20 protein-coding genes are annotated in these 19,944 nt (G+C 69.0%); 18 read left to right on the forward strand and 2 right to left on the reverse strand.

What is annotated here, in order from left to right; translation table 11 throughout:
* The first annotated feature begins 17 nt into the window (after positions 1-17).
* The 7 genes from A7B20_RS08120 (at position 18) to A7B20_RS08150 (ending at position 5,898) form a co-directional block, all read left to right on the forward strand.
* A complete protein-coding gene (locus tag A7B20_RS08120; RefSeq protein WP_245866709.1) occupies positions 18-1,022 on the forward strand; it encodes a GntR family transcriptional regulator in 1,005 nt (334 codons plus the stop codon).
* Positions 1,019-1,720 carry a creatininase family protein gene (locus A7B20_RS08125; RefSeq protein WP_102108068.1) on the forward strand — a complete coding sequence of 234 codons (702 nt, stop codon included), beginning with the start codon at positions 1,019-1,021 and terminating at the stop codon, positions 1,718-1,720. The genes A7B20_RS08120 and A7B20_RS08125 overlap by 4 nt, the downstream gene beginning before the upstream one ends.
* The gene (locus A7B20_RS08130) at positions 1,717-2,727 is read left to right on the forward strand and encodes a ketopantoate reductase family protein (protein WP_102108069.1); all 1,011 of its coding nucleotides are present in this window, start codon (positions 1,717-1,719) and stop codon (positions 2,725-2,727) included. The genes A7B20_RS08125 and A7B20_RS08130 overlap by 4 nt, the downstream gene beginning before the upstream one ends.
* Positions 2,718-3,464, forward strand: coding sequence for an SDR family NAD(P)-dependent oxidoreductase (locus A7B20_RS08135; protein ID WP_102108070.1), 747 nt, complete (start codon positions 2,718-2,720; stop codon positions 3,462-3,464). The genes A7B20_RS08130 and A7B20_RS08135 overlap by 10 nt, the downstream gene beginning before the upstream one ends.
* Positions 3,461-4,354, forward strand: coding sequence for a polysaccharide deacetylase family protein (locus A7B20_RS08140; RefSeq protein ID WP_102108071.1), 894 nt, complete (start codon positions 3,461-3,463; stop codon positions 4,352-4,354). The genes A7B20_RS08135 and A7B20_RS08140 overlap by 4 nt, the downstream gene beginning before the upstream one ends.
* A 1-nt stretch (position 4,355) precedes the next feature.
* Entirely contained in the window at positions 4,356-5,291 is a 936-nt protein-coding gene (locus A7B20_RS08145; protein ID WP_102108072.1) for an isoaspartyl peptidase/L-asparaginase family protein, read from the forward strand.
* A 175-nt stretch (positions 5,292-5,466) separates the two neighbouring features.
* Positions 5,467-5,898: a GlcG/HbpS family heme-binding protein gene (locus tag A7B20_RS08150; protein ID WP_102108073.1), complete on the forward strand. Its 432-nt coding sequence runs from the start codon at positions 5,467-5,469 to the stop codon at positions 5,896-5,898.
* Positions 5,899-5,901: 3 nt separating this feature from the next.
* On the opposite strand, the gene A7B20_RS08155 is transcribed toward A7B20_RS08150, so the two are convergent.
* Positions 5,902-6,543, reverse strand: a complete 642-nt coding sequence (locus tag A7B20_RS08155; protein WP_102108074.1) for a TetR/AcrR family transcriptional regulator — start codon at positions 6,541-6,543, stop codon at positions 5,902-5,904.
* A gap of 257 nt (positions 6,544-6,800) precedes the next feature.
* Between A7B20_RS08155 and A7B20_RS08160 the strand changes: the two genes are divergently transcribed.
* The 8 genes from A7B20_RS08160 to A7B20_RS08195 all read left to right on the forward strand — a co-directional run bounded on the left by A7B20_RS08160 (position 6,801) and on the right by A7B20_RS08195 (position 16,261).
* A complete protein-coding gene (locus A7B20_RS08160) occupies positions 6,801-7,913 on the forward strand; it encodes a sugar ABC transporter substrate-binding protein (protein ID WP_102108075.1) in 1,113 nt (370 codons plus the stop codon).
* 97 nt (positions 7,914-8,010) lie between these two features.
* Positions 8,011-9,021 (forward strand): ABC transporter permease, encoded by a 1,011-nt coding sequence (locus A7B20_RS08165; protein ID WP_245866713.1) that lies wholly within the window; start codon positions 8,011-8,013, stop codon positions 9,019-9,021.
* Between the two features lie 11 nt (positions 9,022-9,032).
* Complete coding sequence (locus A7B20_RS08170) at positions 9,033-10,538, forward strand: sugar ABC transporter ATP-binding protein (RefSeq protein WP_102108076.1); 1,506 nt, start codon at positions 9,033-9,035, stop codon at positions 10,536-10,538.
* A 15-nt stretch (positions 10,539-10,553) separates the two neighbouring features.
* Positions 10,554-11,489 (forward strand): ABC transporter permease, encoded by a 936-nt coding sequence (locus A7B20_RS08175; RefSeq protein WP_245866715.1) that lies wholly within the window; start codon positions 10,554-10,556, stop codon positions 11,487-11,489.
* Positions 11,489-12,526 carry a zinc-dependent alcohol dehydrogenase gene (locus tag A7B20_RS08180; RefSeq protein ID WP_245866718.1) on the forward strand — a complete coding sequence of 346 codons (1,038 nt, stop codon included), beginning with the start codon at positions 11,489-11,491 and terminating at the stop codon, positions 12,524-12,526. The genes A7B20_RS08175 and A7B20_RS08180 overlap by 1 nt, the downstream gene beginning before the upstream one ends.
* Entirely contained in the window at positions 12,523-13,086 is a 564-nt protein-coding gene (locus A7B20_RS08185; RefSeq protein ID WP_102108079.1) for a cupin domain-containing protein, read from the forward strand. Before A7B20_RS08180 ends, A7B20_RS08185 begins: the two co-directional genes overlap by 4 nt.
* A gap of 16 nt (positions 13,087-13,102) precedes the next feature.
* A complete protein-coding gene (locus A7B20_RS08190; protein WP_102108080.1) occupies positions 13,103-14,605 on the forward strand; it encodes an aldehyde dehydrogenase family protein in 1,503 nt (500 codons plus the stop codon).
* Positions 14,606-14,656: 51 nt separating this feature from the next.
* Positions 14,657-16,261 (forward strand): GMC family oxidoreductase, encoded by a 1,605-nt coding sequence (locus A7B20_RS08195; RefSeq protein ID WP_102108081.1) that lies wholly within the window; start codon positions 14,657-14,659, stop codon positions 16,259-16,261.
* 51 nt (positions 16,262-16,312) lie between these two features.
* Here the strand turns inward: A7B20_RS08195 and A7B20_RS08200 are convergent, their stop codons facing one another.
* Positions 16,313-17,131, reverse strand: coding sequence for an aldo/keto reductase (locus A7B20_RS08200; protein ID WP_102108082.1), 819 nt, complete (start codon positions 17,129-17,131; stop codon positions 16,313-16,315).
* Positions 17,132-17,254: 123 nt separating this feature from the next.
* On the opposite strand from A7B20_RS08200, the gene A7B20_RS08205 reads away from it, so the two are divergent.
* Genes A7B20_RS08205 through A7B20_RS08215 form a run of 3 tightly spaced genes read left to right on the forward strand, consistent with a single transcriptional unit; the run spans position 17,255 to position 19,932 of the window.
* Positions 17,255-18,835 carry an acyl CoA:acetate/3-ketoacid CoA transferase gene (locus tag A7B20_RS08205; RefSeq protein ID WP_102108083.1) on the forward strand — a complete coding sequence of 527 codons (1,581 nt, stop codon included), beginning with the start codon at positions 17,255-17,257 and terminating at the stop codon, positions 18,833-18,835.
* Complete coding sequence (locus A7B20_RS08210) at positions 18,832-19,617, forward strand: enoyl-CoA hydratase/isomerase family protein (protein ID WP_102108084.1); 786 nt, start codon at positions 18,832-18,834, stop codon at positions 19,615-19,617. The genes A7B20_RS08205 and A7B20_RS08210 overlap by 4 nt, the downstream gene beginning before the upstream one ends.
* A gap of 3 nt (positions 19,618-19,620) precedes the next feature.
* Positions 19,621-19,932, forward strand: a complete 312-nt coding sequence (locus A7B20_RS08215) for a Dabb family protein (protein ID WP_102108085.1) — start codon at positions 19,621-19,623, stop codon at positions 19,930-19,932.
* Positions 19,933-19,944 lie beyond the last annotated feature (12 nt).

Genomic DNA, 19,944 nt, shown 5'->3' on the forward strand with positions numbered 1-19,944 from the left:
CAGGTAAGTGTTACAACATGAGCGATACACAGGCACAACTGGAGCAGGCGCTGGACCGGATCGTCACCGCGATCGACAGGGCCAGTCCGGTGTCCGTCTCGGTGCAGTTGCGCGGCGCGATCGAGTTCGGCATCGCCAGCGGCGAGCTGCCCGCCGGGGCGCGCCTGCCCTCGGTGCGGGGCATGGCCGCGCGCTGCGGCCTGTCGCCGGTCACGGTCAGCGGCGTCTATGCCGCCCTGCAGGAGGCCGGCCACATCGAGGCGCGGGTCGGCTCGGGCACCTTCGTCAGCGGATCGGGGCCCGCCCACTCTGCCGGGGCCGCGCGGCTGCGGCTTCTCGACCGCAAGATCGCCGAACTGGTGGGGCTGGGGCGCGAATGCGGGATCGGCCCGGCCGAGCTGTCGCTGCGCCTCTCCGTCGCAAGGCCCGACGCCGTGCGGCCCATGCGGCTGCTGATGGTCGGCAATTTCCAGGACGCGACCGAAGCCTATGCCGCCAGCATCCGCCCCCATCTCGACGACAGCGACACGATCCGCGCCGCCACGCTGCCCGAGATCACCGCCCGCCGCCCCGACGACGTCGACATGATCGTCGCCCCGCTCACGCTGCGTCCGCAGGTGCAGGCCCTGATCCCCGATCTTCCGGTCTTCGAGCTGACGCTGATCCCGAACGAGGCGACGCGGGTCGCGCTGGCCTCGATCCCGACCGAGGCGCGTGTGGTGGGCTATACCTATTTCCCCGAGTTCCTGACGATCATGAAGGCCGGGATCATGCGGTTCGCGCCCCATGTCTCGGACGTGGCGATGGCCGTGCGCGGGGACGAGAGCGCGGAGAGCATCATCGCCGGGGCCGACGTCCTGATCTACGCGACCGGCGCCGACTACCTGCTGAGGAACATTCCCGAGGGCTGCACCGCCTTCGAGTACCGCCACACGCCGGACAATCAGTCCGTGCGCCGAGACCTGCTGCCCGCGATCGAGGTCGCCCGCGCCAAGCTGAAGGAAAAGGAACCCGCGCCGTGAGAATATCCGAGACGAACTGGTTCGAGGTCGAGCGATACCTCGAGAACGACGACCGCTGCGTCCTGCCCCTGGGCTCGACCGAGCAGCATGCCTACCTGTCGCTCTCGGTCGATTCGATCCTGTCGGAGAAGGTCGCCGCCGACGCGGCCGAGCCGCTGGGCGTGCCCGTCTTCCCCGCCGTGCCCTACGGCCTCACCCCCTATTTCATGGCGTTTCCCGGCAGCGTGACGCTGCAGCTCACGACCTATGCGGCGCTCGTGCGCGACATCCTCGATTCGCTCTACAGGACGGGCTTCCGGCGGGTGCTGATCGTCAACGGCCACGGCGGCAACAGCCCCGTGCAGCCCGTGACGATGGAGTGGATGGAGGCGCACGAGGGCGCCCGCTGCCGGTTCCACGACTGGTGGCGCGCGCCGCAGACCTGGGCCTGCGTGCAGGAGATCGACCCGGTGTCGAGCCACGCGAGCTGGATGGAGAACTTCCCCTGGACGCGGCTGGCCAACCGCCGCGTGCCGTCGGAGCAGAAGCCCTTCGTGCCCTTCGACAAGCTGCGCGACCGGACGGCGGCGGGGGTGCGCGAGCTGATCGGCGACGGCAACTACGGCGGCGTCTACCAGAAGCCGGACGAGGTGATGGACCGGCTCTGGTCCACCGCCGTCGCCGAGACCCGCGCGCTGCTGGAGGGCGACTGGGCATGACGGTGCTGATCTGGGGCGCGGGCGCCATTGGCGGCATCCTCGGCGCCTACCTCGCGCGGGCGGGGCACGACGTGCACATGGTCGACATCGTGGCCGAGCACGTGGAGGCGATGCGCATCGAGGGCTTGCGCATCGAGGGGCCGGTGGAAGAGTTCACGCAGGTCCTGCCCGCCTTGACCCCGGAGGAGGTGACGGGCACCTACGACCGCATCATCCTGGCCGTGAAGGCGCATCACACCGAGGCGGCGCTGGAGCAGCTTCTGCCGCACCTGGCGGCGGGCGGGCATGTCGTCTCGGCCCAGAACGGGCTGAACGAGCGGGTGATCGCGGCGCGGATCGGGGCGGAGAACACCGTCGGCTGCTTCGTGAACTACGGCGCCGACTGGCTGGAGCCGGGGCGCATCCTCTACGGCAACCGCGCGGCGGTGGCGATCGGCGAGCTTGACGGGCGGATCACCGACCGGGCGCGGGAAATCCACGCGCTGTTCTCCATCGTCGAGCCCGACGCGGTGCTGACCGACAACATCTGGGGCTATCTCTGGGGCAAGATGGGATACGGTGCGCTCCTGTTCTGCACCGCGCTGACGCCCGACAGCATGTCCGACGCGATGGCCCGCCCCGAGCACCGCGCCGTGTACGAGGCGCTGGGCCACGAGGTCATGTCGCTGGCCGCGGCCGAGGGCGTCTCGCCGCTGGGCTTCAACGGCTTTGACCCCGAGGCCTTCCGCACCCGCGATGCGGCGGGCATGACGCAGGCGATGGACCGGATGATCGCGCACAACCGCAAGACGGCGAAGACCCATTCCGGCATCTGGCGCGACCTTGCCGTGCGCAGGCGCAAGACCGAGGTCGATGCGCAGATGGGCATCATGGTCGTGATCGCCGCGCGCCATGGCATGGAGGTGCCGGTGGTCGCGCGCCTGGTCGAGCTGATCCACGACATCGAGGACGGCCGCCGCGCCCAGTCCGCCGAACTGGTCGACCTGCTGGTGCCGCTGTGCGCATAGACCTCTCCGGACAGGTCTTCGCCGTCACCGGCGCGGCGCAGGGGATCGGCGCGGCGATCTGCGCCGAGCTTATCGCGTCCGGCGCGACCGTCGCCGCGGTGGACATCGACGCGGAGGGGATGGCGGGGCTTCAGGGAGTCACGCGGCACGCGGCCGACCTTGGGAGCCGCGACGGCGCCCATGCCGCGATGGACGAGGTGCAGGCGGCCCATGGCCGGATCGACGGCCTGGTCTGTTCGGCCGGGGGCGTGCGCGGGCAGGTGGGCCGGCCGGTCGAGGAGATCGGCGAGGACGACTGGCGCGCGATCTTCGCCGCCAACGTCGATGCCGCCATGTGGTGCGCCCAGGCCGTCGCCCCGGGCATGAAGGCGCGCGGGGTGGGGCGGATCGTGACGATCTCCTCCGGCGCGGGGCTGCGGCCCAGCCTGACGGGGATCCAGGCCTATGCCTCGGCCAAGCACGCGCTGGTCGGGCTGACGCGGCAGCTGGCGCTGGAACTGGGGCCCCACGGGATCACAGTGAACTCGGTCGCGCCGGGCTTCGTCATCTCGAACCCCTCGACCGCCCGCCAGTGGGAAGCCTTCGGGGCCGAGCGGCAGAAGGCGGTGCTGAACGGCATCCACCGCCGCCGCCTGGGCCGGCCCGAGGACATCGCCGCCGCCGTCGCCTTCCTGGCCTCGCCTCAGGCGGACTGGATCAGCGGCCAGGTGCTTTCCGTCGATGGAGGACATGCATGAGCGAACCGTGGGAATGGGACGAAGCGGAATGGCGCGGCCGCGTCGAGGCGGTGCGCGCGGGCCGGTCGCTGCGGCCCGAGCGCTGGCCGGGCGGCGCGCGCTGCGCCGTGGCGCTGAGCTTCGACAGCGATCACGAGACGAACGAGCTGCGCGACGGCGGAACTTCCGTCGCCCGGCTCAGCTGGGGCGAATACGGCGCGCGGCGGGGGATCCCGCGCATCCGCGAGGTGCTGGACCGGCACGGCGTGAAGGCCAGCTTCTTCGTCCCGGCCGTCGCCGCGCTGCTGCATCCCGAGGAACAGCGCGCCCTGGCCGAGGCGGGGCACGAGATCGCCCTGCACGGCTGGATCCACGAGCGCAACACCGATGTCCCTGCCGACACCGAGCGCGAGCTGATGCTGCGCGCCGCCGACACGCTGGAGCGGATCGCGGGGCTGCGGCCCGTGGGGATGCGCACGCCCTCCTGGGACTATTCGGGCGCCACGCTCGCCATCGCGCGGGAGCTGGGCCTGCTCTATGACAGCTCGCTCTTTGCCGATGACGACCCCTACGAGATCCTCGACCGGGGAGAGCCGACGGGGATCGTCGAGCTGCCGGTGGAGTGGATCCGCGACGATGCGGCCTACCTGATGATGAACCGTTTTGGCGCGCAACGTCCCTATACGCCGCCCGCCGACGTGCTCGACATCTTCCGCCGCGAATTCGATGGCGCCCATGCCGAGGGCGGGCTGTTCCTGCTGACGATGCATCCGCACATCACCGGCTACCGCTCGCGCGCCTTCATCCTCGACGAACTGCTGGATCACATCCGCGCCAAGGGCGATTGCTGGATCGCCACCCACGCTGACATCGCCCGCTACTGTGCCGAACAGGCCGGGCTGAAAGGCTGACATGACCGACAGACCCTATGCGCTGGCCATCCACGGCGGCGCCGGAACCATCCTGCGATCGAAGATGACGCCACAGAAGGAGGCCGCCTATCTGGACGGCCTGCGCACGGCCCTCGCGGCCGGGGAGGCGGTGCTGAAGGAAGGCGGCGCGGCGCTGGACGCCGTGACCGCCGCCGTCTGCGCGCTGGAGGACAACCCGCTGTTCAACGCCGGGCGCGGCGCAGTCTATACCACCGAGGGGCGGCAGGAGATGGACGCCTGCGTGATGGACGGGCGCGACCGGCGCGCGGGGGCGGTGGCCGGGGTCTTCGGTCCGAAGAACCCGGTCCGGCTGGCGCGGGCGGTGATGGAGCGCACGCCCCATGTCTGCCTGATCGGCCCCAATGCGCTGGAACTGGCCCGCGCGGCCGGGCTGGAGTTCGGCGACCGCGACTACTTCTTCACGCAATCCCGCTGGGATGCCCTGCAGAAGACGATGGAGATGCGCGCGAAGGGCGAGGAAAGCGACGATCCCGCGCGCCGTCACGGCACCGTCGGCGCGGTGGCCTGCGACCGGGCGGGCCACGTCGCGGCGGCGACCTCGACCGGCGGAATGACGGCCAAGCTGCCGGGCCGGGTGGGCGACACGCCGATCCCCGGCGCGGGCACCTTCGCCGACGACGCCACCTGCGCGGTCTCCGGCACCGGCCATGGCGAGGTGTTCATCCGCTGGACGGCCGGCGCCGAGATCGCCGCGAGGATGCGCCATCGCGGCGAATCGCTCGCCGAGGCCGCGCGCCATGTCGTGATGGAGGATCTCGGGCCGAACGACGGCTCGGGCGGGGTGATCGCCGTGGACGCGAAAGGCAATCTGGCGCTGCCGTTCAACTGCGAGGGCATGTACCGCGGCAGCGTCCGCGAGGGCGACGCACCCGTCTTGGCGATCTACGGCGACTGATCCGACTCTCCGGCGGGGCCGGTGCCGCACGTGCCGCTTTCCCCGGCCGGGGCCGGGAGCGGCAGGATCGGGGTCGTCGCAAGGATTCCGCGGCGCAGGTTCCTGTCCGCGCCTGTTCGACGGGCGCTGCGCCGCCTATCCATGAATCGTTCAATCCTCAGGACCCGCAGCAGACATGACCCTCAGCCACACTAGGCCCCAGATCACGCCGAAGGCGGCGCAGACCCTTGTCGAGAAGGCGCTGACCCACGCCGGTTCCGAAGGGTGGGAGGTCGCGGTCGCGGTCTGCGACCCGTTCGGCTATCTCGTCGCGTTCGGCCGCACAGACAGCGTCGCGCCTCCGATCGGAGAGTTCGCGCTGGACAAGGCCTATACCGCTGCCACCCTGCGCCGGTCGACCAGGGCCTTCGGAGAGCGCATGGCGTCGAGCCAGACGCTTTCGCTGGGCCTGTCCACGCGGCAGCGCTTCATCGCCTGGGGGGGAGGGGTCGCGATCTTCGAGGGCGGCGCCTGCATCGGCGGGATCGGCGTGTCCGGCGCCCAGGACCACGAGGACATCGCCTGCGCCGAAGCGGCGATCCGGGCGCTTGGCCTCGCGCCCGGCTGAGCCTCAGGGGGTGACGCAGACCAGCCGCATGATGGTCTCGATGTTGAAGGCCAGCCGCTCTTCCAGCGCCTCCGGCGCCATCAGGTCGCGCTTGAACACGATCGAGCCGGTGAACCGGTTGGTCAGGTAGTAGTATCCGATGGCGGCGATGGTGATGTTCAGCTGCACCGGGTCGATGCCGGGGCGGAACACGCCTTCGGCGACGCCGCGTTCCAGCAGGTCGCCGACCATCCCGACGAAGCGCCGGAACAGTTCGTCGATCTTGTCGGACTTCTTCAGGTGGCGGGCCTTGTGCAGGTTCTCGCTGTTCACGAGGGTGATGAACTCGGGGTTCTTCAGGTAGTAGGTCCAGGTGAAGCGGATCAGCTTCTCCAGCGCCTCGCGCGCCGGCAGGTGCTCCAACTCCAGCTTCTGCTCGGCGGTCCGGATGTCGGTATAGGCCTCTTCCAGGATGATGCGGAACAGGTCCTCCTTGTTGCCGAAATAGTGGTAGATCATCCGCTTGTTGGCCTTGGCGCGGTCGGCGATCTCGTCGACGCGGGCGCCGCCGAGGCCGCTCCTGGCGAACTCCTTCTTCGCCGCGGCAAGGATGCGGGCGCGCGTCGCGTCGGCATCGCGGGTCTTCCTGGGCGTGTTCGCAGCCATCTTCTCACTTCGACCTGATCCGGTTTCCAAGCACCTACTCCAGATTGTGACGGGCGGTCAAAGTCTTCGTCCCCTGTGCCGCAAGGCGGGTCTGTCCTAGCGCTCAGGGGGCTTGACGATTCGGTCTTTAAAGAAGTAACTGTTTAGTGCGTTAATTGGCGCGGGCCCCACAGGATCGGGGCGCGGCATCCCAAGATACTCGGGGCAGGACGCGCATTTGAGGAGCACGGCCGCAAGCCGTCCAGGGAGGAGAGACCATGTCCACGTTCATCAGGGACTTCATCGAGAAAGAGAAAATCAACCGGCGCAACTTCCTGTTCGCGTCGGCCTACGGCCTGGGCGGCGTCGCGGCGCTCGGCGCGCTCGGCCCCGGCATGGCGCGCGCGGCGCTGACCGACCCGACCATCGCCTGGTCCTACCGCAACCGCACGAACCCCTACTGGAACGAGATCGTGTCGGGAGGCGAGGCCTTCGTGCAGAGCCTCGGCATGTCCAAGGACGCGCTGACCCACCTGATCAACGAGGGCTCCTCGGAGAAGTCGCTGGCCGACGTGAAGGCGATCCTGGCAAAGACGGGCGGCAACCTCGCGCTGGCCATCGACACCAACGACGCGCCGAACGCGCGCCCGGTGGTCGAGGCCGTGGTGGCGGCGAACGCCTATGTCTCGACCCTCTGGAACAAGACCGACGACCTGCACCCCTGGGACTTCGGCGACAACTACGTCAGCCACATGAGCTGGTCCGACGAGGGCCCTGCCGAGGAGACGGCGCGCATCCTGCTGGAGGCGATGGGCGGCAAGGGCGGCGTCGTGCACCTGGGCGGCATCGCGTCGAACAACCCGGCGATCGAGCGTCTTCAGGGCCTGAAGAACGCGCTGAAGGATTACCCCGACGTCGAACTGCTGGCCGCCGAGCCCGCCGACTGGGACACGCAGAAGGCCAACCAGGTGATGTCGGCCTTCCTGACGCGCTACGGCGAGGAGATCACCGGCGTGCACTGCGCCAACGACACCATCGCCTACGGCGTGCTGGAGGCGCTGCGCGCCGAGGGGATCGAGGACATGCCGATCGTGTCCTACGACGGCAACCCGCAGGCGGTGCAGCTGGTGGCGGACAGAAAGATCCTCGCCACCGTCTTCACCAACCCGCACTGGGGCGGCGGCATCACCGCTTCGCTGGCCTATCACGCGGCCGTCGGCACGTTCAAACCCTCCGAGGAACCCAACGAGCACCGCGAATTCTACGGCCCGACCATCATGGTGCGGCCGGAGGACGCGCTGGAGTTCAAGGCCAACTACCTCGACAGCGTTCCGACCTACGACTGGACCGACTTCTGGGGGCCGTCGAACGGACCCATCGTCTACAAGTAAGCGCGGGTAAGGGGCCGGGCGGCACGTCTGTCCGGCCGGCCCCGTCACCGGGACCACGGCGTCTGAGGACGCCCGGCAGCTTCGGGGAGGAAGCGTCTTGGCCACCTTACAATCCACGACCACGGTCACGACCAGGGCACGGCCGCGGGCCGCGATCAGCCGCGACGCGCTGCTGAAATGGGCGCCCCTGCTGGTGCTGCTGGTGCTGTGCGCGATCTTCACGCTGATGGAGCCGCGGTTCCTGTCGATCCGCAACTTCGCGCGCATCCTGATCGCCGCCTCGCCCGCCCTCATGGTCGCGGTGGGCGTGACCTTCATCATCATCATGGGGTCGATCGACCTGTCGATGGAAGGCACGGTATCGGTCTGCGCGGTGGCCTTCGCCTTCTGCTTCCTGTGGCTGGGCGGCACGCTGGCCAGCTGGGCCTGGCTCGCGATTCCCTTCGCGATGCTGGTGGGCGGGCTTCTGGGCTTCGTCAACGGGCTGATCCACGTCAGGCTGAAGATCCCGTCCTTCATGGCCTCACTCGCGATGGGCTTCGTCGGCACCGGGCTTGCCATGGTGATGACCGGCGGCGACCGCATCCGCATCGAGGACGAGTTGTTCCGCTCGCTCCTGACCGAGCGCATCCTCGGCTTTCCGCTGATGGTCTACGTGGCCGGGCTGTTCCTGCTCCTCGGCTGGTTCATCCAGACCCGCACCACGCTGGGTCGGAACTTCTATGCCGTGGGCGGGGGCGAGGACCTGGCCGTCGCCTCGGGCCTGAACGTCGCACGGGTCAGGGTCCTGGGATACACGCTGGCGGGTGTCTTCTTCGCCGTGGGGGCGCTCCTGGCCGTGGGGCGGATCGGCATCGCCGAGACCGCCACCGGCAACAACTTCATGTTCATCTCGATCACCGCCGTCGTCGTCGGGGGCACCGCCCTCTGGGGCGGCATCGGCGGGGTCTGGAACACTCTGGTCGGCGTGCTGATCGTCTTCGTCATCGACAACGGCATGGTGGTGATCGGCCTGCCCGGGTACGTGCAGGACGGGGTGCTGGGCATCCTCGTGATCCTCGCCGTGATCCTGTCGACCGACCGCAAGTCCATCAGCTTCGTGAAATAGGGGGCGGGGCGATGTATCAGCTGAACAAGGTCGACAAGAAGTTCCCCGGCGTGCACGCGCTGAAGTCCGTCGACTTCACCATCGGCCGGGGCGAGATCGTCGGGCTGGTGGGCGAGAACGGCGCGGGCAAGTCCACGCTGATGAAGGTGATCTACGGCGCCTACCAGCCCGATGGCGGCACGATCACCATCGGCGGCAAGACGGTGCGCTTCCAGAACCCCCGCCAGGCCATGGACCACGGCATCGGCATGGTGTTCCAGGAACAGTCGCTGATCACCAACCTGACCGTGGCCGAGAACATCTTCCTCGGGTTCGAGCAGCAGTTCGTCCGCTGGGGCGTGATCGACTGGAAGGCGATGAACGCCGCCGCCCGTCGCCAGCTGGCCAAGGTCCGGCTGGACATCGACCCGGCGACCGTCACCTCGAAGCTGTCCTTCGCCCAGCGTCAGCTGGTGGAGCTGGCGAAGGTTCTGACGCTGGAAGAGCGGATCGACGGCGACCTGGTGATCCTGCTGGACGAGCCGACCAGCGTGCTCGCGCGCGAGGAGGTGGAGCTGCTGTTCCGCCTGGTGCGCGAGCTGACCAGCCGGGCGTCGTTCATCTTCGTCAGCCACCGGATGGACGAGGTTCTGGAACTGTCCGACCGCATCTACGTCATGAAGGACGGCGCGGTGGTCGACGTGGTCGCGCAGGACGCGGCAGAGGTCGAGGCGATCCAGCGCAAGATGGTCGGGCGCGACATCGACAAGGAATACTACCGCGAGCAGAAGCAGAAGCCCTACGATCCGTCGAAGGTGCTGCTGTCCTTCGACCGCGTCTCGCTCGAGGGCCGGTACGAGGACATCAGCTTCGACCTGCACGCCGGAGAAGTGCTGTGCCTTGTCGGCACCGAAGGCGCGGGCCGCGAGGCGATCCTGCGCACGGTCTTCGGCCTGGAACGGCCGACGTCGGGCAGGGTCAGCGTCAAGGGCGCGCCCTATGCCCGCACCAACGCGCAGGAGGCGGTGGCGCGCGGCGTCGGCTATGTTCCGCGCGAGCGCAAGGTCGAGGGCATCGTCAACGGCATGACCGTCTACGAGAACATGACCCTGAGCCAGATGAAGAAGTACTCCTCGGGCGGCATCCTGCGCATCGCCGAGGAGCGGGCGCTGGCCGAGGAGTGGATCCGGCGCCTCTCGATCAAGACGCCCGACGTGCACAAGGACTGCGGCGGGCTGTCGGGGGGCAACCAGCAGAAGGTGGTGCTGGCGAAATGGCGCTCGGGCGGGTCGGACATCATCCTGCTCGACCATCCGACCCGCGGTCTGGATATCGGCGCCAAGGAGGACGTCTACGACATGATCCGCGAGATGTCCGACGCGGGCGCGGGCATCGTCCTGGTGGCCGACACGCTGGAAGAGGCGATCGGCCTCAGCCACACGATCCTCGTCCTGAGGGACGGGGTCGCCCGGAAACGCTTCGACATGGCGCCGGGCGACAAGCCGTCGCTCTACGACCTTGTCCATCACATGATCTGAGGAGGGACCATGTCCATGGAAAAACTCAAGCCCTGGTTCCCGTGGATCACGCTGGCGGTGCTGGTGCTGCTGGTCGGCGCGGTCAACCCGGCCTTCTTCAAGCTCTCGGGCATGGTGGCGCTGGTGGCCGACATCGTGCCGCTGTTCATCATGGCGCTCGGCATGACCTTCGCCATCTACATCGGCGGGATCGACCTTTCGATGCAGCAGGTGGCGAACCTCGTGACCGTGGTGGCCACCGTCTATCTCGCGCAGTTCGGTCCCTTCGTCGCGCTGCTCTGCGTTGCCGCGGGCTTCGCGATCGGGGCCGTATCGGGCTGGATCACGACGCGCCAGTTCGTGCCGTCCTTCGTGGCGACCCTTGCGATGGGCTTCATCGCGCTCTCGGGCGCGCGGTTCCTGTCGGGCGAGCGGGCGCTGTCGATGAACGCCGAGGCGCGGGATGCGAGCTTCGGCTGGATGTTCGGCAACACCGCGGGCGTGCCGCACGAGCTGATCATCGCGGGCGTCCTGCTGGCCTTCGCCTGGTTCCTGCAGACCCGCACCACCTTCGGGCGGGCCCTGAAGGCGGTGGGGGCGGGGGAGCTTGCCGCGGTCGCCTCGGGGCTGAAGGTGGACCGGATCAAGATCCTCGCCTTCGCGCTCTCCGGCAGCTTCGCGGCGATCGCCGGGCTGATGTTCTCGGTCAAGCTCTCGGGCGGCGACGCCAACCTCGCCAACGGCTTCCTGATCCTCGCCATCGTGGCGGTCCTCGTCGGCGGCACGCCGCTGACCGGGGGCGTGGGCGGCGTGATCAATACGCTGGTCGGTACCCTGATCGTCGTCGTGATCCGCACCGCCATGGTCTATCTCGAGGTCGATGCGACCATGCAGCAGATGATCTTCGGCATCATCCTGATCGTCGCCATCGCCATGACCATCGACCGCTCGAAAATGCGGATCGTGAAATGATGCGCGCGGCGGTCCTGACCCGGCCCGGTCGCTTCGAGATCGAGGAGCGTCCGATCCCGGCCCCCGGACCGGGCGAGGCGCTGGTCCGCGTCGCGCGCGTGGGCATCTGCGGCACCGATCTGCACATCTTCAACGGGCACTACGCGGCCGAAAGCCTGCCCATGGTGCCGGGGCACGAGTTCACCGGCACCATCACGGCGCTCGGGCCGGGCGTCGCGGGGCTGGAGGTCGGGCGCAGGGCGGTGGTCGACATGAACATCGGCTGCGGGCGCTGCTTCTGGTGCCGCCGCAACGAGATCCTGAACTGTCCCGAGATGCGGCAGATGGGCATCACCATGGACGGTGCCTTCGCCGAGTACATGGTCGTGCCCGCGCGCCTCGTGATCCCGGCGCCCGACGACGTGCCCTTCGAGGTGCTGGCCCTGACCGAGCCGCTGGCCTGCGTCGTCCGCGCGGCGCGCAAGGCGCAGGTGACCTTCGGCCAGTCGGTGCTGGTGATCGGGGCGGGGCCGGTGGGCAACCTGCATGTCCAGTTGATGCGCACCATCGGCGCGGCGCCGGTGATCGTGACCGACCTCTCGCCCGAGCGGGTGCGGATGGCGCTGGACTGCGGCGCCGATGTCGGGGTCACGGACCCGGGAGGGCTGCGCCAGGCGGTGCTGGAGGCCACCGACGGGCGCGGCGCGGATGTCGTGATCGAGAGCGTCGGCAACAGGGCGCTCTATGCCGCGGCCCTGGGGCTGATGCGCAAGGGCGGCCACCTCGCGGCCTTCGGCCTGACCGGGCCCGAGGACCGGCTGGCGCTGCCGATCCTCGACACGATCCTGAACGAGAACTCCGTCGCGGGCTCGGTCGCGGGGATGGGGCAGGACATGCACGATGCGCTGACCCTGCTTGTCCACGGCCGCCTGACGACCGCCCCCTTCACCCGCGCGGCGTTCCCGCTGGACGAGATCCAGCAGGCCTTCGACAGCATCAACGACCGGCCGGGCGACCTGAAGACCCAGATCGTGCTCGGCGAGGAGGACACCCGATGACGACCGAAAGCTACACCTCCGTCCCCCAGGGCCGGATCCCGAACAGCCGCTTTCCGCTGCTGGTGCATCGCGGGGCCGTGCCCGGCGGCGGGGCCGAGGCGATCAAGGCGCTTTTCCGCGAGAACGGCTGGTCGAACAACTGGGATTATCCGGGCGTCTACGAATACGCGCATTTCCACTCCACCACCCACGAATGCCTCGGCTGTGCGCAGGGCTGGATGGAGTTCTCCCTCTCGGTCGGCGAAGGTGGCTGGACCCGGGTGCGGATCGAGGCGGGGGACGTGATCGTCATGCCAGCGGGCGTCAGCCACGAGATGGTCGCGCAGGCCGACGACATCCACATGTGCGGCGGCTATCCCGACGGGCGCGACTGGGACGACATCCAGGAGGCCTTCCTGTCGGACGAGGATTACCGGCGGGCCTGCAAGCGGATCATGATGCTGCCCATCCCCGCCAGGGATCCCGCCACCGGCCTTGCGATGCCCGAATGGCACGCCGCGCCGTCCTCGGTCGACGGCGGCTGGAACGACTGGCGGCACGCCCTGGACCGGCGCGGCTGAGAAAAGGAGACACCCCATGGACACCCTGAGCACGCGGCTGTCGCTGCCGTCCGAGCCGCGCACGTTCGGCTTCTTCCTCGATGGCGCCGAGGTGCCCGCCGGACCGCGCGAGGTCTTCCTGCGCCGTTCTCCCGGCCATGACGTCCCGGTGACGCGCATCCCCAAATGCACCTTGGCCGATCTGGACGCCGCCGTGGACGCGGCGCGGACCGCCTTCGACGACCGGCGCTGGTCGGGGCTGACCGGGCAGGCGCGGGCGGCCGTCCTGCTGCGCGCCGGGGCGCTGATCCGCGAGCGGGCCGAGGAGATCGCCTACTGGGAGACGCTGGAGAACGGCAAGCCGATCTCTCAGGCGCGGGGCGAGGTGGCGGGCTGCGCCGACATGTTCGAGTATGCCTCGGGCCTCGCGCGCTCCCTCCACGGCGACAGCTTCAACAATCTCGGCGACGGGATGTTCGGCTTCGTCACGCGCGAACCGGTCGGCGTGGTGGGGATCATCACGCCATGGAACTTCCCCATCCTGATCCTGTGCGAGAGGGTGCCCTACATCCTCGCCTCGGGCTGCACCATCGTCGCCAAGCCGTCTGAGGCGACCAGCGCCACGACGCTGATCCTTGCCGGGATCCTGGCCGAGGCGGGATTGCCCGCCGGCTGCATGAACGTGGTCACGGGGTCCGGCTCCACCATCGGGCAGGCGCTGATCGAGCATCCGCGCGTCGACATGCTGTCCTTCACCGGCTCGACCGCGGTGGGACGGCGCGTGGTCGAGGCGGCGGGCCGGTCGAACTTCAAGAAGCTGGGGCTGGAGCTTGGCGGCAAGAACCCGCAGATCGTCTTCGCCGATGCCGATCTCGAGGATGCGGCCGACGGCGTGGCCTTCGGCATCGCCTTCAACACCGGGCAATGCTGCGTCTCGGGCTCCCGCCTGATCGTTCAGCGCTCCGTGGCGGAGGACTTCGCGCAGAGGCTTCGGGACAAGTTCGCCAGGATCGTCATCGGCGATCCGCTGGACGCCGCGACGCAGGTGGGCGCGATCACCACCGAGGCGCAGAACCGCACCATCCTCGACTACATCGCCAGGGGACAGGCCGAGGGCGCGCGGCTGATCTGCGGCGGCGAGGCGCTCGATCTCGGGGGCGGCCGGTACATCGCGCCGACGCTGTTCGCCGACGTGACGCCCGACATGGCCATCGCGCGCGAGGAGATCTTCGGCCCCGTGCTGACGATCCTTCCCTTCGACACGATGGACGAGGCGATCGCGCTGGCCAACGACACCGAATACGGACTTGCGGCCAGCGTCTGGAGCAGGAACATCGACAAGGCGCTGACGGTCACGCGCCGGGTCCAGGCCGGGCGGTTCTGGGTGAACACCACGCTGGCGGGCGGGCCCGAACTGCCGCTCGGCGGGTTCAAGCAGTCGGGCTGGGGGCGTGAGGCGGGCATGTACGGCGTCGGGGAATACACGCAGGTCAAGTCCGTGCACGTGGAGATCGGCAAGCGAACGCCCTGGATCGCCTGAGGCGCCCGCGGGGCGGCGGACGTGCCGGGACGGGAAAGAGTGGGGGGAGTTATGCCGGAAGGCTTCGATTACATCATCGTCGGCGGCGGATCGTCGGGCTGCGTGCTGGCCAACCGGCTGACCGCGGAGTCCGCGGCCCGGGTGCTGCTGCTGGAGGCGGGCGGGAAGGACAGCCATCCGCTGATCCACATGCCCGTGGGCTTTGCCAAGATGACGACCGGCCCGCTGACCTGGGGGCTGGTGACGGCGCCCCAGAAGCACGCCGACAACCGTGAGATCCCCTACGCGCAGGCCCGCGTCATCGGCGGGGGTTCGTCGATCAACGCCGAGGTCTTCACCCGCGGCAACCCCGCCGATTACGACCGCTGGGCCGGGGAAGAGGGGGCGGAGGGCTGGGCCTTCGCCGACGTCCGGAAGTATTTCCTGCGCTCCGAGGGCAACACCTTCCTCGCGGGCGAATGGCACGGCACCGAGGGCGAGCTGGGCGTGTCGAACGTCCCGCAACCCCAGCCGATGACCCGCGCCTTCGTGCAGGCCTGCCAGCAGCGCGGCATCCCCTACAACCCGGATTTCAACGGGGCGGTGCAGGAAGGCTCGGGCGTCTACCAGACCACGACGCGGAACGGCCGTCGCTGTTCGGCGGCCGTGGGCTATCTTCGCCCGGCCGCGAAGCGGCGCAACCTGACGGTCCGGACCGGCTGCCTCGTGCACCGCATCGTCATCGAGAACGGCCGCGCCACCGGCATCGAATATGCGCAGGACGGCAAGCGGGTGACGGTGCGCGCGGAGTCCGAGGTGCTGCTGACCTCGGGCGCCATCGGGTCGCCGAAGATGATGATGCTCTCCGGTCTCGGCCCGGCGGCCCATCTGCGCGAGAAGGGCATCGCGGTGCACGCCGATCTGCCCGGCGTGGGCGAGAACCTGCAGGATCACTTCGGCATCGACATCGTGGCCGAACTGAAGGGGCACGACAGCCTCGACCGGTACAACAGGCTGCACTGGATGATCTGGGCGGGCGCGCAGTACTATCTCTTCGGGGCCGGGCCCGTGACCTCGAACGTGGTCGAGGGGGGCGCGTTCTGGTACGCCGACCGCAGCCGCCAGATCCCCGACCTGCAATTCCATTTCCTCGCAGGCGCGGGGGCCGAGGCGGGCGTGCCGTCGGTGCCGAAGGGATCGTCGGGGATCACGCTGAACAGCTATGTCCTGCGCCCCCGGTCGCGCGGCACGGTGCGCCTGCGCTCGGCCGATCCGAAGGCGCTGCCCGTGGTCGATCCGAACTTCCTCGGCGATCCCGACGACCTGAAGACCGCGGTCGAGGGGGTAAGGATCAGCCGCGAGATCTTCGAACAGGCGGCGCTGCAGAAGCACATCCGCAAGATCCGGTACCCGGACGAGAGCGTCAGGAGCCAGGCCGAGCTGGAGGCCTATGCCCGCCAGTACGGCCGCACGTCATATCATCCGACCTGCACCTGCAAGATGGGCGCCGAGAGCGATCCGATGGCGGTGGTCGATCCGAAGCTTCGGGTGCGCGGCATCGACGGGCTCAGGATCTGCGACAGCTCGGTGATGCCGAGCCTCGTCGGATCGAACACCAATGCCCCCACCATCATGATCGGCGAAAAGGCCGCCGACCTGGTGCGGGGAAACCGCTGACTCCTCCCTGTCAGTGACTGGGGCGGCCATGGTGCCGCCCCTTCTTTCCCGTCAGTCGAAATCCGGAGCGTAGGGCACCAGGTCCTTGCCGACGATGCGATAGCCGGTCTTCGTCATCTCCTCGATCCGGTCCATGTCGATCGAGGACAGGGTGAAGTCCATCACGTCGAAATTCGCCGCGATGTTTTCGGCCTTGGTCGACATGGTGTTGATGCTGACGCCCTTCTGCAGGATCCACCGCAGCACCACCTGCGCCGCGCTCTTGCCGTAGGCCTTGCCGATCTCGGCGAAGATGGCATGCCTGAACACCTCGCCCCGCGCGACCGAGCAGTAGGAGGCCAGCGGGATGCCGGTTTCGGTCGCGGCGGCCAGCAGCCTGTCTTGGTTCAGCAGCGGATGGAACTCGACCTGGTTGGTGACGAGCGGCGCATCGACGATGGCGCGGGCGTCGCGCATCATCTGCGCGGTATAGTTCGAGATCCCGATGTGCCGCGCCAGTCCCCGGTCGAAGGCCCGTTGCAGAAGCTGGAGCGAGAGCCTGATGTCGCCGCCCGGGGTCGGCCAGTGCAGCAGCAGCACGTCGGCCTGTTCGATCTGCAGCGCCTTCAGGCTGGCCTCGACCGAGGGGAGGAACTTCTCCTCGCTGAAATTGGCGATGTCGACCTTGGTGGTGATCAGCAGATCGCTGCGCGCCAGCCCGGTGGCCTTCAGCGCCGCGCCTGTCTCGGTCTCGTTCCCGTACATCTGCGCGGTGTCGAAGGCGCGGTAGCCCACCTCGGCCGCCGCGAGGACCGCGTCGTGCAGCTCCTGCCCCTTCAGCGGGAACGTCCCGAAGGCGCGCTGATAGGTCTTCTCGAAATATACGGTCACGGCTGGCCCTCCCTGGCTGGATACCCGCGTTTTCCGCACCGGCGGCGGCACATCGGGGTTGATTGCCGCCATGCTTGGCGGCATATTGACAGTAACCATTTAGTTACAAAGAGGCAACCGGAGATGTCCAAGATCGCCACCGCGCAAGAGGCCGTCGGCCGCATCGGGGATAACGCCACCATCGCCGTGAACTCCTCGAGCGGGCTGTGCTGCCCCGACGCGGTGCTGGCCGCCCTGGGCCGCCGCTTCGACGAAACGGGGGCGCCGCGCAACCTCACCTCGATCCACCCGATCGCGGCCGGGGACATGTTCGGCACGCCCGGCGTGGATCACATCGCCAGGCCCGGCCTGCTGTCGAAGATCATCGGCGGATCCTATCCGTCGGGTCCGACGAAGGCCGAGCCGCCGAAGATCTGGCAGATGATCACCGCCGGGCAGGTGAAGGCGTACAACATCCCCTCCGGCATCATCTTCGACATGCTGCGCGAGGGCGCGGCCAAGCGGCCCGGCGTTCTGACCAAGGTGGGGCTTGCCACCTTCGTCGATCCGGACCTGGAGGGCTGTGCCATGAACGACGCCGCCCGGGCCGAGCCTGTCGTCTCGCACCGCGAGTTCGAGGGCGAGGACTGGCTCTATTTCCCGGCGATCCGGCCCGACGTGGCCATCATCCGCGCCACCACGGCCGACGAACGCGGCAACCTGAGCTTCGAGCAGGAAGGCGCCTACCTGGGCGCGATGGAGCTGGCCCTTGCCGCCCGCAATTCCGGCGGCCTGGTCATCGCGCAGGTGAAGCGCGTGGCGCAGAACGGCTCAATCCGGCCCCATGACGTGCGCGTGCCCGGCATCCTCGTCGATCTTGTCGTCGAGGCGCCCGAGCAGTTGCAGACCACGGCGACCCCCTATGACCCGGCCATCTCGGGCGAGCTGATCCGCCCGCTGCACAGCTTCCGCAGCGCCGAGTTCAACGTGGGCAAGGTCATCGCCCGCCGGGTCGCGCAGGAGCTGCGACAGGGCTGGGCGGTGAACATCGGCTTCGGCATCTCCGCCAACGTGCCGCGCATCCTTGTCGAGGAGGGGTTGCACGGGGCGGTGACATGGATGATCGAGCAGGGGGCCGTCGGCGGGGTGCCGCTGCTGGATTTCAAGTTCGGCTGTGCCGCCAACGCCGAGGCCTTCGTCGCCTCGCCGCACCAGTTCACCTATTTCCAGGCCGGGGGCTTCGACGCCTCGCTCCTGTCCTTCCTCGAGGTCGGCCGCGACGGCTCGGTCAACGTCTCGCGGCTGCGCGGCGTGCCGCACCGCACGGCTGGGGCGGGGGGATTCGTCGACATCACGGCGCGCGCCCGCAGGATCGTCTTCTCCGGCAACTTCAACGCCGGGGCGAAGATGCACATCGAGGAGGGCAGGCTGGTGATCGACACCGAGGGCAAGGTGGCGAAGTTCGTCGACGCGGTGGATCAGGTCTCCTTCTCCGGGGCGCGGGCAAGGGAGCAGGGGCAGGACGTGACCTATGTGACCGAGCGCTGCGTGATCCGGCTGGTCGACGGCGAACTGGTCGTGACCGAGATCGCGCCGGGGCTGGACGTGCAGCGCGACATCCTGGACCGGGCGGCGACACCGCTGAGGGTCGCCAACGACCTGAAGACGATGGACGCCCGTCTGTTCGACCCGGCGCCCATGCAGCTGGCGTTGGCCGGCGCATGAGCGGGCACGAGGCCTTCGCGCTGACGGTCGGGGCGGGCGTCGGCACCCTTCGCATCCGGCGCGAGGACAAGCGCAACGCGCTCGACGCGGCGATGATGGAGGCCCTGGCCGGGCTCTGCCGCGAGATCGAGCGGCGCGACGACATCGGCGTGCTGATCCTCACCGGCAGTGGCCGCAGCTTCTGCGCCGGAGGCGACATCGCGGCCTGGAGCGGCGAAAGCCCCGCCGCCTTCGCGCGCCACTGGGTGCGCGACGGGCACGAGGTGTTCGACCGGCTGGCCCGGCTGCGCCAGCCGGTGATCGCGGCGCTGAACGGTCCGGTGCTGGGCGGCGGTCTGGAGCTGGCCGCCTGCGCCGACTACCGCATCGCCGAGGCGCAGGTGCGCTTCGGCCAGCCGGAAACCGGCCTCGGCATCATCGCAGGGTGGTCCGGCACGCAGCGGGCGGTGCGCCGCTTCGGGGCGCAGGCGGTGCGGCGGATGGCCCTGTTCGGCGAGGTGCTGACGGCGGAACAGGCCCTGCTGGCGGGGCTGGCCGACCGGGTCGTGCCCGAGGGCGAGGCGCTGGGTGCGGCGCAGGCGGTGGCGCGGTCCCTCCTGACGCGCGGACCGCTGGCCACGGAGCTGACCAAGATGCTGATCAACGCCGCCGAGGGCGAGGAAGGCGGGCGGGTGCTGGAATCCTTCGCGGGCCGCATCTCCGCCGCCAGCGACGAGTTGCGCGAGGGCGTGACCGCCTTCAGGGAGAAACGCCGCCCGGACTTCGGCGGCAGGGGAGATTGAGACATGATCCGACATCTTGTGCACCTGCGGTTCCGCGACGACGTCGACGCGGCGACGAAACAGGCGCTCTACGACCGGCTGGCCGGCCTGGGCGCCCGCATCGACGGCATCGCCGACTTCCGGCACCGCCGGAACGTCTCGGTCGAGACGCCGCTGGTGCGCGGCTTCCTCGACATGTTCTGGTTCGACTTCCGGGATCTCGCGGTGCGCGACGCCTATCTGGTGGACGAGGTGCACCAGGCCATCGGCGGCGACATCGTCGCCTGCCTCGACGGTGGGGCCGAGGGGGTCTTCGTCTGCGACATCGAGGTGTGACGGCCTTCGGCA

Source organism: Oceaniglobus roseus (assembly GCF_002869745.1).
In the GTDB taxonomy this organism is placed as follows: Bacteria; Pseudomonadota; Alphaproteobacteria; order Rhodobacterales; family Rhodobacteraceae; genus Oceaniglobus; species Oceaniglobus roseus.